Below are 14,014 nucleotides of genomic sequence, written 5' to 3'. Positions count from 1 at the left end.
GCCCTACGCCACGCCGTGGTCGGCGAGCAGGTGGTCGGCGAGCGTGGCGAGGCTGCGTAGGAAGTCGCCGTCGCCGTCGAGATCGAGGAAGACCTCGAACCGGGTCTCCACCGCGTCGACGAGGCGGAGTTGGGCGAGCGAACCGATCCCGAGGGCGACGAACGGGGTGGCCGCGGCGGCCAGCAGGTCGGCGGCGGCCAGTTCGCCGTCGGTGGCGTCGGCGACGATGTCGGCGAGGGCGGCCAGCAGGCCGTCCCGGCGGTGGTCCGGGCTCGCGGTCACGGCAGCAGCTCCTTCACGGTCAAGGCGATCTCGGCCGCGGTCGGGGTGTCGAAGAAGACGTCGAGGTCGAGCTCCACACCGAAGGACTTGCGGATGCGGGCACCGATCTGGATGAACATCAGCGAGTGGGCGCCGAGGTCGAACAGGTCCTCGGCCGGGCCGATGTCCGGGATGCCGAGCACCTCGGAGCAGATCGCGGCCAGCTCGGCCACCACCGGATCGGCGGGAGCCGACGGCTCGCTCCCGGCAGCCCCGTCGCTCTGCGCCCCCGTCAGCACGTCCGTCAGCACGTCCGCCGGCACGCCCGCCGGCACCTCCCCGACGCCCGCCGGGGGCAGGGCGCGCCGGTCCAGCTTGCCGTTGGGCGTCAGCGGCATCGCGGCCAGCGGTACGAACAGCTGCGGCACCATGAAGCCCGGCAGGCTGCGGCGCAGGTGCTCGCGCAGCGCTGCCGACGTGGGCACCTCCCCGGCCGGCACCTCCCCGGCCGGTGACTCTCCGGCCGGAGAGGCGGCCACCAGGTAGCCGACCAGGCGCGGCTCGCCCACGGCGTCCAGGTCGACGGCGACGGCCGCCTCCGCGACCGCCGGGTGTTCCAGCAGCCGGGCCTCGATCTCGCCGAGCTCGATCCGGTGCCCGCGGATCTTCACCTGATCGTCGATCCGGCCGAGGAAGTCCAGCTCGCCCTCGGCGGTCCAGGCCGCGAGGTCGCCGGTCCGGTAGAGGCGGGCGCCGGGCGGGCCGTAAGGGTCCTCGACGAAGCGCTCGGCGGTCAGTTCGGGCCGCGCGAGGTAGCCCTCGGCGACGCCGTCACCGCCCAGGTACAGCTCACCGACGACGCCGACGGGCAGCGGCCGGCGGTGGTGGTCGAGCACGTAGGCGCGGGTGTTGGCGATGGGCCGGCCGATGCCGACCGCCACCGGCTCGACGGGGACCTCCGCGCAGGTCGACCAGACGGTGGTCTCGGTGGGCCCGTAGACGTTGAACAGCCGGTCGATCCTCCCGCGCAGCTCGCGGGCGAGCGGGAGCGGCAGCGCCTCGCCGCCGACCAGGCCGGTGACGGCCGCCAGTCCGGCGCGGGCGCCCGGGCCGGCCGGGGCGGACGGGCCGGCCGGGGCGGACGGGCCGGCCGGGGCGGACGGGCCGGCGGGGTTCCCGTCCGCGCCCGACAGGATCACCCGCCAACCGGACGGCGTGGCCTGGACGTGGGTGACGCCCTCGCGCCGGACCAGTGCGTTCAGGCCGGGGCCGTCCGAGGCGAGCCCGTCGCCCGCGAGGACCAGCCGGCCGCCGGTGATCAGCGGTAGGTAGAGCTCCAGGCCGGAGATGTCGAAGGAGAGCGAGGTCAGGCCGAGCCAGACGTCGGCCGGACCGGAGCCCAGTCGGTCGGCGAAGGAGGTGAGCAGGTTGACCAGGGCCCGGTGCCCGACCGCCACGCCCTTCGGCCGTCCGGTCGAACCGGAGGTGTACAGCACGTAGGCACGGTCGTCCGGACCGGGTGCGGCGAGCCCGGAGGGCCCCGCGGTCCCGGAGCTCGCGGAGGTGCCGGAGGGCCCGGCAGTCCAGGGGGTCTCTCCGGTCTCCCCCGCCGTCGCGTCCGACCGGACCGGCCGGTCCAGCCGCAGCACCGCCGGAGCGGCTGCCGCGACCTCGGCGTTCAACTCCCCGTCGGCGAGCAGCAGGGCGGCGCCGCAGTCGGCGAGGACGAAGGCGAGCCGGTCGGCGGGATGGCCGGGGTCGAGCGGCACGTAGCCGGCACCGGTGCGGAGCACGGCGAGCAGGGCCACCGGCAGCAGCGAGGTGCGCTCCAGGTGCAGCGCGACCAGCGAGCCGGGGCCGACCCCGAGAGCCGCCAGCCGGCCGGCCAGATCGACGGACCGCTCGCGCAGTTCGCGGTAGTCGAGCGTGGCGTCGGCGGCGGTGACGGCGACGGCTCCGGGGGCTGCCGCGGCCTGCGCGTCGAACAGGTCGAGGACCGTGCGGTCGACCGGGTACGGGCGGGCGGTGTCGTTCCACTCCTCGATCACCAGCCGCAGCTCCGCCTCGTCGAGCAGCGGCAACCGGTCGACGGCGGTGCCCGGGGCGGCGATCGCGGCACCGAGCAGGGTTTCGAGGTGCCCGGCGATCCGCTGGGCAGCCTCGGGGGCGAGCACGGCGGGGTCGTACTGGAGGCTCAGGCGGCACGCGTCCTCGGCGTCGACCACCTGGAGGTGGAGGGTGTTGCGGGCGGTGCCGTTGAACACCATCCAGTCGACGCGGGCGTCCGTGCCGGTGAAGACCGGCTCGGGGGCGCGCCGCCGGTAGCCGAAGGAGACCGGGGTGAGGCCGAGTCGGGGGGTGAGCCCGCCGACCGCGGCGCTCAGCGGGACGGTGCGGAACCGGTACAGCTCGCGCAGGTCGGCCCGGACGGCCGCGGCGAACTCGGCGAAGGTCCGGGCCGGCTCGCCGACGGGCGGCGCGAAGTGCGGCAGCTCGTTGACGAACAGGCCGATGGCACGTGCCGATTCGGGCGTCCGGGTGGAGAGGGCCAGGGCCACCGGGGTGTCGGTGTTGCCGTACCGGTGCAGCAAGGCGTGCACGGCCGAGAGCAGGAACTCGAAGGCGGTCACGCCGCAGGAGTCGGCAGCCGTGCGGAGGGCGGCCGGGTCGAGCGTCCGGGTGACGGCCTCACCGGGGCCGGCGCCGCGCGGGGTGCGGTCGCCGGTGCTCCGGACGCCGGCGCTCCGGACGCCGGGCAGCAGCACCTCGGCCGCGTCCGACCAACGCGGGCCGAACCGGTCGGCTGCCCCGCGGACCAGGGCCGCGTCGGGCGCGGGCACGGCGTGGTGGGGAGGCGCGACCGGCCCCCCGGGCAGGGCCGGGACGGGGAGGTCCGCCTCCGCCACGAGGGCGTTGTAGGCGGCGGCGAGGTCGGCGACCAGGACGTCCTTGGAGACGCCGTCGAAGACGGCGTGGTGCGCGACGACCAGCAGGTCGGTGCGACCGTCGGCGCCGTCGAGGAGCGTGAAGCGCGCGAGCGGGCCGGCGGCCAGGTCGAACGGGCGGGCCGCCTCGTCGGCCAGCAGTCTGTCCGTGCCGTCCGGCCCGACGCCGGTGGCGTCGACCACGGTGACGGTGAGCGCGGCTTCGGACGGGCGGAGTTGCAGCGTGCCGTCCTGCTCGACGAGGGCGGCGCGCAGGGCCGGGTGGCGGTCGGCGACGACGACGCAGGCCGCGGTCAGGGCGGCGGCGTCCACGCGGTCGAAGGAGATCCGCAGCGGCATGTGGTAGCCGGCGCGGGCGGCGCCCAGGCGCTCGGTGAGCCAGACGCCCTGTTGGGCGGGCGTTGCGGGAACGGCCGCGTCCGGCGCGGCTTCCGGGGTGTGGTGGGGCATCGGCTCAGGCATCGACAACTCGCTTCGGGGATCGGAGGTGCCACGGAAGGGTCGAGGGAGGGCGCCCCGGCGGGGCGCGGTGGGGCGAACGCGTACGACGGCGAACGCGAAGGACTGCTCAGGGCACTGCAGCGGACGACGACAGGGAGGTGCGACACGCACGGGCGAGGACGGCGGCGCGGCCGAACCACCCCCGGTGGAGCCGGAGTCGGGGGTCGGATCCGGTGTCCGCCCAGCAGCGGACGAGGGCTTGGTCAGGCCGGGGCGGCGAGGAGGTCCCGCACCGCCCGCTTGAGCGGCTTGCCGCCCTCGTTGCGCGGCAGTGCTTCGAGGGTGGTGATCCGGCCGGGGATCTCGTGGGCCGCCAGCCGTCCGGCCAGGAAGGACCGCAGCTCGGCGGGATCGAACTCCGCGCCCGGAGCGACCACGACAGCGGCACCGACGCTCATCCCGAGCACGGGGTGCGGAAGACCGACGACGGCCGCCTCGGCGACCGCCGGATGCTCCAGCGCGGCCGCCTCCACCTGCAGCGTGGAGACCTTGTAGGCGCCGGACTTGATGACGTCGGACTCGCGGTCCACCAGGTGCAGGTAGCCGTCCGCGTCGAGGAAGCCGACGTCGCCCATCCGGACCCAGCCGGCCCGGAAGACGCCCGCTCCGGCCTCCGCGTCGCGGTAGTAGGCGCGTTGGGCGCCGGGGGACCTCAGGTGGACGTCGCCGGTCTCGCCGGCCGGCAACGGGCGGCCGTCGGGTCCGGCCACCATCACGCTGCCGCGCGCCGCCAGGCCGAGCGCCGTCGGCCGCTGCGGGTCGTAGACCATCGCGGTCTGGGCCGGCGCCGCCTCGGTCGAGGTGTAGTAGTTGACGACGGTGGCGCGGGGGAACGCCTCGGTGAGCGCCGTCGCCACGGTGGGCGGCAGAGCGGCGGCGGTCGAGCCGAGCAGCCGGACCGAGGAGAGGTCGAAGCGGTCCTGTACGCGGGCGTTGAGCAGTTCGGCGGCCATCGCCGGGACGAGGAAGACGCTGCCGACCGCCCGCTGCTCGATCAGCCGGGCGAACCGGCCCGGGGTGAAGCGGGTGGCGACCAGCGCCGCCGGGTGTGCGTCCAGCGCGTTGAGCAGCATGGTCTGGCCCGCGTTGGTGCCCACCGCGAAGGAGTGCAGGAACTCCTCGGAGTGGGTCAGCGGCCGGTGCCGGGCGTGGGGCCGGGTGCCGTGCACGACGTTGCCGTGCGTGGCCAGCACGCCCTTGGGACGGCCGGTGGTACCGGAGGTGTAGAGGAGCTGGGCCGGAGCGTCCGGCCGGACCGCCGGCAGTCGCTCCACCTCGGCGGCGAGGGCGGCGAGGGCGACGGCGGGCGAAACGCCGGCCTCGGCCGCGAGTTCGGCCGGCGAAGCGGTCCACCACGGACCGGCCGGGACCCGGGCGGCGGGGCCCGCGACCAGCCCGGCGGCCTCGCAGTGGCCGAGCACGAAGGCGACCGCCTCGGCCGGCTGCCGGTCCGAGATCGGCACCGCGACGGCGCCGGCCCGGGTCACCGCGCAGTAGTGGACGGCGAAGTCCGGCCAGTCGCGCAGACCGAACAGCAGGCCGACCCGGTCGCCGGGCCTGATGCCGCGACGGACCAGGGCGACCGCCGCGGCGGTCGAGGCCTCCTGCCACCGGGCGAACGTCAGGCTCCGCCCGTCGTCGGTGCGGATCGCCGTCCGGTCGGGCTGCACCCCCGCCCTGAGCTCCAGCAACCCGTGCACCGTGCGGTCGCACCCGCCCCCGGCGTCGGGCCCGGACGCCCCGGACGACACCTGGGACGCCCCGGACGGCGCAGGCGTTTCTACGGTCTCGCCAACGGTGCCTCTGTGCATGGAACTCGACACTCTCCCCGTGGTCCCGTCAGGCCGCCCCCCGGGCAACTCCTCCGAGGCATTGGTCCAGACCTGGCTGAGAGATTGGCATAGACCACCTATGGGGTCAAGGATTCCCGGAGATCTGCGGGCAGCACCCCCGCGGATTACCGCACCGCCACCGGCAACCACACCCGCACCCACCCCCGGCCCCGCACCCGCACCCGCACCCGCACCCGCACCCGCACCCGCACCCGCACCCGCAGAGCACCTCGTCGGCCGCGAGCGGTTCCGCGCGACACATTCCACCGCGAATGGGGTCCAAGGGCCCCAGACGCCACCGACCGGCGCGACCTACGGTGACGCTACCTACGGAACCGTAGGTTTGCCCGTCGATCGAGAGTTGAAGCCGTGAGCAACACCGCCACTGCCCGTACCCGGTGGACCGACGTCCGACTGCTCCAGGCCCTGGAGGAGGTGGTCGAACGGGAGCTCGACCGCCACCTGCGGGTCTACAAGGAGTGGATGCCGCACGAGTACGTGCCCTGGAGCCGGGGGCGGGACTTCGACGGACCGCTCGGCGGCGAACCGTGGTCGGCCGAGCAGTCGCCGCTCACCGAGGTGGGCCGGGTCTCGCTCGTCGTGAACCTGCTGACCGAGGACAACCTGCCCAGCTACCACCACGAGATCGCGACCCTCTTCGGTCGCGACGGGGCCTGGGGCACCTGGGTCCACCAGTGGACCAGCGAGGAGGCCCGGCACTCCATCGTCCTGCGCGACTACCTCATCGCCTCCCGCGCCGTCGACCCGGTGGAGCTGGAACGCGCCCGGATGACCCACATGCGCAACGGCTTCGTCTCCGACAACCGGCACTCCCCGCTCCACACGGTCGCGTACGTCGCCTTCCAGGAGCTGGCCACCCGCATCTCGCACCGCAACACCGGGCACGCCTCGGGCGACCCGGTCTGCGACCGGATGCTGGCGCAGGTCGCCAACGACGAGAACCTGCACATGATCTTCTACCGCAACCTGCTCGGGGCCGCGTTCGAACTCGCCCCCGACCAGGCGATGCAGGCCGTCGCCGAAGTGGTGACGAACTTCCGCATGCCGGGCCACGGCATGCCCGGGTTCGAGCGCGCCGCTGCGCGGATCGCCGTCGACGGCGTGTACAACCTCCGCGTCCACCTCGACGACGTCCTGCTGCCGGTCCTGCGCCACCTCAAGGTGACGACGGTCGACGGACTGGGGCCGGACGGGCTCGAGGCACAGGAACAGCTGGGGCTGCTCCTCGACACCCTGACCGTCCAGGCGGCCCGGTTCGACGAACGACAGGCGGCGATCCTCGCCCGGCGCGCCGCAGCCAGGGGCTGACCACCAAACGCCGCCCCTCCCCCGGCAGCCGAGCGACGTCCGCCACCGCGACCGCGGCCGGGGGCGGTCCGTTCTCAACCTCTTGGTTGAATACTTCGGCGGAGGGGCGTAGCGTTGTTCTCAACCAAACGGTTGCGAAAGGGCAGGGTGCACGATGGCCGTCGACCAGCTCTCCCGGGCGTTCGTCGCTCTTGCCGATCCGACGCGGCGCGACATCGTCGCCCGTCTCTCGGTGCGCGACGCCACCGTCGGCGAGCTGGCCGAGTCGTACGCGATGTCGATGCAAGCCGTCTCCAAGCACCTCAAGGTGTTGGAGGAGGCCGGGCTGGTGAGCCGGAGCCGCGACGCGCAGCGACGCCCGTGCCACCTGGAACCCCGGACGCTCGACCTGATGACGACCTGGATCGAGCGTTATCGACAGCAGGCCGAGGAGCGGTTCCGCCGTCTGGACGCCGTGCTCGCCACGATGGACGACGAGCCCGGCGACACCCCGGGGCACCCGGACCGCCCCGAACAGAGCGAAGGAGAAACGTCATGACCTCCACGCACGCCAATGAGACCCGGATCGAAGCCGACCCGCAGCTGCCCACGATCCGGATCGTCCGCGAGTTCGACGCCCCGCCGGAGCGGGTGTACCGGGCCTGGATCGAGCCCGAGCTGGTCAGCCAGTGGCTGGGCCCCAAGGACATCGAGATGAAGATCGACGTCTGGGACGCCCGCACCGGCGGCAGCTACCGCTACTCAGCCCTGTCCGAGGGCAAGGTGGTCGCCTCCTTCTACGGCTCGTTCCACGAACTCCGACCGAGCAGCCGGCTCGTGCAGACCTTCACCTACGAGGGCGTGCCGGACGGCGTCCAGCTGGAGACCGTGCTCTTCGAGCCGATCGGCGCGGGGCGCACCAGGCTCTCCACGCTCTCGCTGCTGGACACGGTCGAGGCGCGCGACGCGTTCATCGCCAGCGGCATGGAACGCGGCGTGGTCGAAGGCTTCGAGCAGCTGGACGACCTCCTCGCCACCGGCTGAGGCCGCGGCGCGGCACCCGGCACCCGCCGCACCGCGCACCCGTTCAACGGCCTCACGGCAGCACCGCGACCGCCTCCACCTCGACGAGCTGGTCGCTGTACCCGAGCACCGAGACTCCGAGCAGGGTGCTCGGGACGTCATGGCTCCCCAGGTACGAGCGGTACACCTCCCAGACCTTCACCAGGTCGGCCTGGTCGGAGGAGGCCACGTACACCGTGGTCCGGACGAGGTCGGTCAGCGAGGCGCCCTCGTCCTCCAGGACGGCTATCAGGTTCCGCATGACCTGGTGGGCCTGCCCCGCGTGGTCGCCGACCGCCACCGTCCGCCCCTCGGTGTCGAGCGGGCAGGCGCCGGCCAGCCAGAGCGAGCGGACCGGTGCGTCCACGGCCGCCCCGTAGGCGTAGTCGACGGCCTGGGTGAGCCGGTGGTTGCGGATCAGTCGAACGGCGCTGCTCATCTGGGGCTCCGGGGGGGTCGAACGGGTGTTTCCGCCTCATCGTCGGCACCCCCTGATCACCCGTCAAACCATTTACCGAAGCCCGCCGTACGGCACTTGGGGGACGTCGCCGCGGGTTCACCGGTGCGGGTGATGGCGGTCCCCGGCACCGCCCCTGGATCCTGGTGGTCCACCGCTACCAGGGGGTTTGCCATGCGCTGCTCGCCATCGGGCCGGAGTGTCGGCCGCCGCCGCCTGCTCGGATTCGGACTGGTCCTGGGTGCCGGCGTCATGCCGGCCCTGGGGCCCGCTCCCGCGGCCGCCGTTACCTCGTCGACCACCGGTGCGCCGGGCGCACCGGGTGCGCCGACACCCGACACGCCCGCGCCGGACGCGGTCGCGGCCTGGGGGCGCCAGGCCGCCACGGTCGCCGCCGCCCAGATCGGCATCCCCTACGCCTGGGGCGGCGGGGACCGGCTCGGCGCGAGCATCGGGTTCTGCGACGAGGAGAACGGCTACCTGAACGGCCAGTGCCTCGGCGAGAACACCGTCGGCTTCGACTGCAGCGGTCTCGCGCTCTTCTGCTGGTACCGGGCCAGTGGCGGGGCGGTGGACCTCGCCCACTACACCGTCGCGCAGTACCACCGCTCCGCCCCGGTCGCCACCCGCGACCTGCTCCCCGGCGACCTGCTCTTCTTCTCCCGCCGGGACGCCCCGCTGCACCACGTCGGTGTCTACGCGGGCGGCGGTGCCATGATCCACGCCGAGCGCACCGGGACGCTCGTCGCCCGCCTCTCGGACGTGCTCGAGGACCCGCGCTGGGCACCCGAGTTCGCCGGCGCCCGACGCCCCCTGCCGCTCGCCCGGCCCGCCTGACCGACCTGGCCGACCTGACCGACCTGGCCGACCTGGCCCCCGCGCCGCCGGGCCGGCAGCGGAGCGGAGGACCGTCAGGGCGCTCCCGGCAGGCCTCCGTGGACGCGGCGCAGCAGCTCGTGGAGGGTCCTGCGCTCCTCCGGGGTGAGCGGCGCGAGCACCTCGTCCTGGACGGCGCGGGCCTGCGCGTCCAGCTCGGCCAGGGTCGCCCGGCCGGCCCCGGTGATGCTGACCGAGACGCGCCGCCGGTCGGCGGTGTCGCGGATCCGCTCGACGTAGCCGGCGGAGGCGAGGTGGTCGGCGACCTTGGCCATGTCACTCGCGTCCACGCCGAGCCGCCGGACCAGGTCACGCTGGGCGTGCGGCCCGAAGTCGGCGAGCGCGGCGAGCACGGCCATGTCCCAGAGCCGCAGGCCCCGGCCGGCCAGCCGCTCGGCGAGCCGGCCGCGGGCCGCCTTTCCGGTCCGGGAGAGGAGGTAGGTACTGAGGTCGAGCAGCGTGGGCGGGGTGGCCCGCTCGTCGCCGCCGGACGCCGCGGCCGGGCCGGCGGCTCCGGCGTCCCCGGCAGTTCGCGCCGTCCCAGCGGTTCCGGCGGTTCCGGCGTTCTCGCGAGTCTCGGAGGTCATGGCAGAAGTCTATGGTCCGACCCTATAGTGGGTCGAGACCTACTAATATCGGCCGTCAACCCCAGGAGCCCGCCGTGAATGCCCTGTACAGCCGCCTGCTCGTCTCCCGCTTCGCCGAGTGCTTCGACTTCTACGACGCCGTCCTGCCACGCCTGACGGGCGCTGCCCTGGTCAAAGGCTCGGCCGCCGGCCCGTACGCCAACTGGGACGTCGCCGACCAGGCCCTCCTCTCGCTCTACGACCGCGACCTGATGGCCCTCACCGTCGGCACCTCGGGGCTCCCGGCCGAGGCACCGCCGGTCCAGGACGCGACGATGCTGGTCTTCCGCGTCGACGACGTCGACGAGTCGCTCGCCCTCTGCCTGCGCCACGGGGGCACGCTCGCCGTCGTCCCCACCGACCGCCCCGAGTGGGGCCCCAACCTTCGCAGCGCCCACCTGCGCGACCCCGACGGCCGCCTGATCGAGCTCCAGTCCTACTGACCCCCGTGCCCGGGCCCCCGCGCGGACACCACGTCCCCGAGCGGGCAAACGGACGCAGTGGCACGTCTCCGAGCCACCTCGGAGGACCGCCGGGCAGTGCCGGGTCACGCGTTGCCGGGACGCCTCCGTCGTGGGAGGCGTCCCGGTGCTCCACGAGGGGCGGTCAGCGGTCGGTCGCCAGAGGTACGGGACCGCCCTTCGCCGTGGTGAGCACTTCCGCCCGGGAGTCGGTCGGGCAGCCGTGACCCAGCAGCGGGGAGCGCCCGTCGGCGCCGGGCACGTGGCCGACGACCGCCGCGCAGTAGCGGGTGTCGGGGACGGGAAGCGGGCGCAGGGCCAGGGCCGGGTGCCCGGTCGGGGTGGCGTCCGCCACCCCGGCCAGCGAGAGCGCGGCGGCGAGGACGGGACCGGCGAGGAGTGGGGCGGTGAGCCGGCGGGCGAGCCGGGCGGGGGTGCGTCGCACGAGGGGTACCTCCGGGAGGGGACGCGGCGGCCGTGGGACTGGCCGCCGGCCCCATTCGAACGGCGCCGCACCGCCCTGACGGGTCGACACACCGCACCTGCCCGCTAGTCGTACGTGTACGACTACCCCGCCCGGGGCCCGGTGGCGGTCACCCGCCCGCGCCGGCGCCCGCACCTGCCGGCCCGACGTCCCAGAGCTCGGCACTGCACGCGTCGACCAGCGCGCCGATCCCGGCCAGCACCTCCCCGGCGGGCAGCGGATCCAGGCGGCGGCCGTCGCGCAGGCGCAGGGCCACCCGGTCGTCGACCGCTTCCCTGGGGCCGATGACCGCCTGGTACGGCACCAGCCGTGCCTCGCGGATCCGGGCACCGAGGCTGCCGCGCTCGGGGCCGGCGACCTCCGCCCGGAGCCCCCGGTCCAGACACCGTTGCCGGAGCCGGTCGGCCTGGGCGACCTCGGCCTCGGAGAGCGGCAGCAGGACCAACTGGGTGGGCGCGAGCCAGGCCGGGAAGGCGCCGCCGTAGAGCTCGATGAGGTGGGCGACCACCCGCTCCACGCTGCCGATGACGCTGCGGTGGACCATCACCGGGCGGTGCCTGGCACCGTCCGCGCCGATGTACTGCAGGCCGAACCGCTCCGGCTGGTGGAAGTCGATCTGCACGGTGGAGAGGGTGGACTCGCGGCCGGCGGCGTCGGCGATCTGGATGTCGATCTTCGGGCCGTAGAACGCGGCCTCACCCTCGGCGGCCTCGAACGGCACGCCGGACCGCTCCAGGACGTCGATCAGCAGCGCGGTGGCCCGCTCCCAGAGCGCCGGGTCCGCCACGTACTTCCCGCCCGCACCCGGGAGCGAGAGGCGGTGGCGGACGGGCCTGATGCCGAGCGCACGGTGCGCCTCGCGGATCAGCTCCAGCGCCGCCACGGCCTCCTCGGCGGCCTGGTCGGGGGTGCAGAAGACGTGCGCGTCGTTCAGCTGGATCGCCCGCACCCTGGTCAGGCCGCCCAGGACGCCGGACAGCTCCGAACGGTACATGCCTCCCAGCTCCGCCATCCGCAGCGGGAGTTCGCGGTAGCTGCGGGCGCGGGAGCGGTAGATCAGCGCGTGGTGCGGGCAGAGGCTCGGCCGCAGCACGACCTGCTCCGAGCCGAGGTCGATCGGCGGGAACATGTCCTCCTGGTAGTGCGCCCAGTGGCCGGAGATCTCGTAGAGCTCGCGTTTGCCGAGGACGGGCGAGTACACGTGCCGGTAGCCGGCCCGCCGCTCGCGCCCGCGGACGAACTCCTCCAGGGTGTGCCGGATCGCGGCGCCGTCCGGCAGCCAGTAGGGCAGACCGGCACCCATCAGCGGGTCGGTGTCGAACAGGTCGAGCTCGCGGCCGAGTCGGCGGTGGTCGCGCGAGGCGGCGGCGTCGGCGGCGGCGTGCACAACGGCATTCCCGGCGGCGTCGGCGGCGGCGTTGGCGGCGTTGGCGGCGTTCACGGGGGTCGGTCTCCACTCGGGTTCGGGGATGCGCGGGCGAGTGGTGGACCGGTACGACGAAGCCCCGGGGCACTCGCCCCGGGGCTTCGGACTTGGTCAGCAGTCAGCGCGCCGGGACTCTCTCCGGCGTCGTCGTGAGGACGGCAGCAGCGCGCTTCATGTCCCCCACGCTAGCAGGCGGGCGGCGTTCCCCGCGATCAGGTTTCACACGGCGTCGCCGAACCAGGTGGGCAGCGCAGCGAGCAGGCCCTCCTGGTCCTCGCCGACCCAGGCCACGTGACCGTCCGGCCGCAACAGCACCGCGGGTACGTCCAGTTCCTCTCCGACGTCGACGACGTGGTCGACCCGGTCGGCCCAACCCTCCACCGAGAGCCGGCCAGTCCGGTCGAGCAGGAGTCCGCGGCCGCCGTGCATCAGCTCGTACAGGCGGCCCCGCTTCAGCTGCACGTCCCGCATCCGCCGGCCCAGCAGGTCGTGGCCCTCGCCGAAGTCGTAGCGGACCCCGACCGCAGTGATCATCCCGGTCACGTACCGGTTCGCCTCCTCGATGTCCATCAGCCGCGACAGGAGCTCCCGCAGCGCGGTCGGCCCGGGTTCGGTGCCCAGCAGCGTCATCTGGGCACGGGTGTTGTCCAGCACGCGGGCGCCGACCGGGTGCCGCTCGGCGTGGTAGCTGTCCAGCAGCCCCTCCGGCGCCCAGCCGGCGACCTCGGCGGCCAGCTTCCAGCCGAGGTTGAACGCGTCCTGGACGCCGAGGTTGAGGCCCTGGCCGCCCGTCGGCGGGTGGATGTGCGCCGCGTCGCCGGCGAGCAGCACCCGGCCGACCCGGTAGCGCTCGGCCTGCCGGGTGGCGTCGCCGAAGCGGGAGAGCCAGCGCGGTGAGTGCACCCCGAAGTCGGTGCCGGCGACGGCCCGCAGCTGCTGCCGGAACTCCGCCAGGGTCGGCGGGACCGCGCGGTCCTCTGCCACACCGTCGGCGGGCACCACGATGCGGTACACGCCCGGCTGCTCGTCCACGTCCGGGACGGCACCGAACCGCAACTGGGTCCGGCGGACCTCCTCCACGACGGCGGCGATGACCGCCGGGTCCTCGGTCGCCTCCATGTCACCGAGCAGCGTGTCGACCGTGGAGGGCTCACCGGGGAACGCGATGCCGACCTGCCTGCGCACTTCGCTCCGGCCGCCGTCGCAGCCCACGAGGTAGCGCGAGCGCAGCCGCTCACCTCCCCCGCCGGCGCCTCCACCGGCCCCTCCCTCGTCGGCCACGCCCCCACCCGCCGGGGTGACCGCACTCGCCAGCTCGACGGTCGCCCCCTCCTCGTCCTGGCTCACCCCGACCACCTCGCAGCCGCGCCGGATCTCCACGCCCAGTTCGAGGGCCCGCTCGGTGAGCAGCCGCACGGTGACCGCCTGCGGGACGGTGAGGCCGTACGGGTGGGCGGTGTCCAGCGTCTCCGGCCACGGCTTGTGGATGCCGCCGAAGAAGCCGCCGACCCGGAACTTCTCGCTGACCGCGAGGAACCGCTCCAGCAGCCCGCGCTGGTCCATCACCTCGACGCTGCGCGCGTGCAGGCCGCGCCCGCGGGACTGCACGCTCGGCTCCGCCAGCCGCTCCAGCACGACCGTGTGCACGCCGTGCAGGCGCAACTCGCACGCCAGCATCAAACCGGTCGGCCCTCCGCCGACCACGATGACGTCGATCATCACAAGCCCCCGTTCCATGAGATGGGTCCTCGGCCGGCCACCTCGCGCGCAGCCCG

The 14,014-nt window shown here is 74.4% G+C and carries 13 protein-coding genes; 5 read left to right on the top strand and 8 right to left on the bottom strand.

Annotated elements, in window-relative coordinates:
- Nucleotides 1-3: 3 nt before the first annotated feature.
- The 3 genes from MCM47_RS06525 to MCM47_RS06515 all read right to left on the bottom strand — a co-directional run bounded on the left by MCM47_RS06525 (nucleotide 4) and on the right by MCM47_RS06515 (nucleotide 5,407).
- Complete coding sequence (locus tag MCM47_RS06525; RefSeq protein WP_238859394.1) at nucleotides 4-282, bottom strand: acyl carrier protein; 279 nt, start codon at nucleotides 280-282, stop codon at nucleotides 4-6.
- Entirely contained in the window at nucleotides 279-3,668 is a 3,390-nt protein-coding gene (locus MCM47_RS06520) for an amino acid adenylation domain-containing protein (RefSeq protein ID WP_238859392.1), read from the bottom strand. Before MCM47_RS06520 ends, MCM47_RS06525 begins: the two co-directional genes overlap by 4 nt.
- A gap of 242 nt (nucleotides 3,669-3,910) precedes the next feature.
- Nucleotides 3,911-5,407: a class I adenylate-forming enzyme family protein gene (locus tag MCM47_RS06515; RefSeq protein ID WP_238859390.1), complete on the bottom strand. Its 1,497-nt coding sequence runs from the start codon at nucleotides 5,405-5,407 to the stop codon at nucleotides 3,911-3,913.
- 501 nt (nucleotides 5,408-5,908) lie between these two features.
- Between MCM47_RS06515 and MCM47_RS06510 the strand changes: the two genes are divergently transcribed.
- The 3 genes from MCM47_RS06510 to MCM47_RS06500 all read left to right on the top strand — a co-directional run bounded on the left by MCM47_RS06510 (nucleotide 5,909) and on the right by MCM47_RS06500 (nucleotide 7,891).
- Nucleotides 5,909-6,868 (top strand): acyl-ACP desaturase, encoded by a 960-nt coding sequence (locus tag MCM47_RS06510; protein ID WP_238859388.1) that lies wholly within the window; start codon nucleotides 5,909-5,911, stop codon nucleotides 6,866-6,868.
- A 154-nt stretch (nucleotides 6,869-7,022) separates the two neighbouring features.
- The gene (locus tag MCM47_RS06505; protein ID WP_238859387.1) at nucleotides 7,023-7,406 is read left to right on the top strand and encodes a helix-turn-helix transcriptional regulator; all 384 of its coding nucleotides are present in this window, start codon (nucleotides 7,023-7,025) and stop codon (nucleotides 7,404-7,406) included.
- Nucleotides 7,403-7,891 (top strand): SRPBCC family protein, encoded by a 489-nt coding sequence (locus MCM47_RS06500; protein WP_238859386.1) that lies wholly within the window; start codon nucleotides 7,403-7,405, stop codon nucleotides 7,889-7,891. The genes MCM47_RS06505 and MCM47_RS06500 overlap by 4 nt, the downstream gene beginning before the upstream one ends.
- 52 nt (nucleotides 7,892-7,943) lie before the next feature.
- Here the strand turns inward: MCM47_RS06500 and MCM47_RS06495 are convergent, their stop codons facing one another.
- Nucleotides 7,944-8,348 (bottom strand): RidA family protein, encoded by a 405-nt coding sequence (locus MCM47_RS06495; RefSeq protein WP_238859385.1) that lies wholly within the window; start codon nucleotides 8,346-8,348, stop codon nucleotides 7,944-7,946.
- Nucleotides 8,349-8,618: 270 nt separating this feature from the next.
- Between MCM47_RS06495 and MCM47_RS06490 the strand changes: the two genes are divergently transcribed.
- Nucleotides 8,619-9,203, top strand: a complete 585-nt coding sequence (locus MCM47_RS06490; RefSeq protein ID WP_238859384.1) for a C40 family peptidase — start codon at nucleotides 8,619-8,621, stop codon at nucleotides 9,201-9,203.
- 74 nt (nucleotides 9,204-9,277) lie between these two features.
- Here the strand turns inward: MCM47_RS06490 and MCM47_RS06485 are convergent, their stop codons facing one another.
- Nucleotides 9,278-9,829 (bottom strand): MarR family winged helix-turn-helix transcriptional regulator, encoded by a 552-nt coding sequence (locus MCM47_RS06485; RefSeq protein ID WP_238859383.1) that lies wholly within the window; start codon nucleotides 9,827-9,829, stop codon nucleotides 9,278-9,280.
- A 74-nt stretch (nucleotides 9,830-9,903) separates the two neighbouring features.
- On the opposite strand from MCM47_RS06485, the gene MCM47_RS06480 reads away from it, so the two are divergent.
- Nucleotides 9,904-10,311, top strand: a complete 408-nt coding sequence (locus tag MCM47_RS06480) for a glyoxalase/bleomycin resistance/extradiol dioxygenase family protein (protein ID WP_238859382.1) — start codon at nucleotides 9,904-9,906, stop codon at nucleotides 10,309-10,311.
- Nucleotides 10,312-10,474: 163 nt separating this feature from the next.
- Here the strand turns inward: MCM47_RS06480 and MCM47_RS06475 are convergent, their stop codons facing one another.
- From MCM47_RS06475 to rox, 3 genes are all read right to left on the bottom strand, one after another.
- Nucleotides 10,475-10,774, bottom strand: coding sequence for a hypothetical protein (locus MCM47_RS06475; RefSeq protein WP_238859380.1), 300 nt, complete (start codon nucleotides 10,772-10,774; stop codon nucleotides 10,475-10,477).
- 148 nt (nucleotides 10,775-10,922) lie between these two features.
- Entirely contained in the window at nucleotides 10,923-12,200 is a 1,278-nt protein-coding gene (thrS, locus tag MCM47_RS06470; protein ID WP_238860040.1) for a threonine--tRNA ligase, read from the bottom strand.
- Between the two features lie 258 nt (nucleotides 12,201-12,458).
- Nucleotides 12,459-13,958, bottom strand: a complete 1,500-nt coding sequence (rox, locus tag MCM47_RS06465) for a rifampin monooxygenase (RefSeq protein ID WP_238860039.1) — start codon at nucleotides 13,956-13,958, stop codon at nucleotides 12,459-12,461.
- Nucleotides 13,959-14,014 lie beyond the last annotated feature (56 nt).

The sequence above is a fragment of the Kitasatospora sp. A2-31 genome, from assembly GCF_022288725.1.
Classification (GTDB): domain Bacteria; phylum Actinomycetota; class Actinomycetes; order Streptomycetales; family Streptomycetaceae; genus Kitasatospora.
This window is presented reverse-complemented; position numbering and strand designations above follow the sequence as displayed.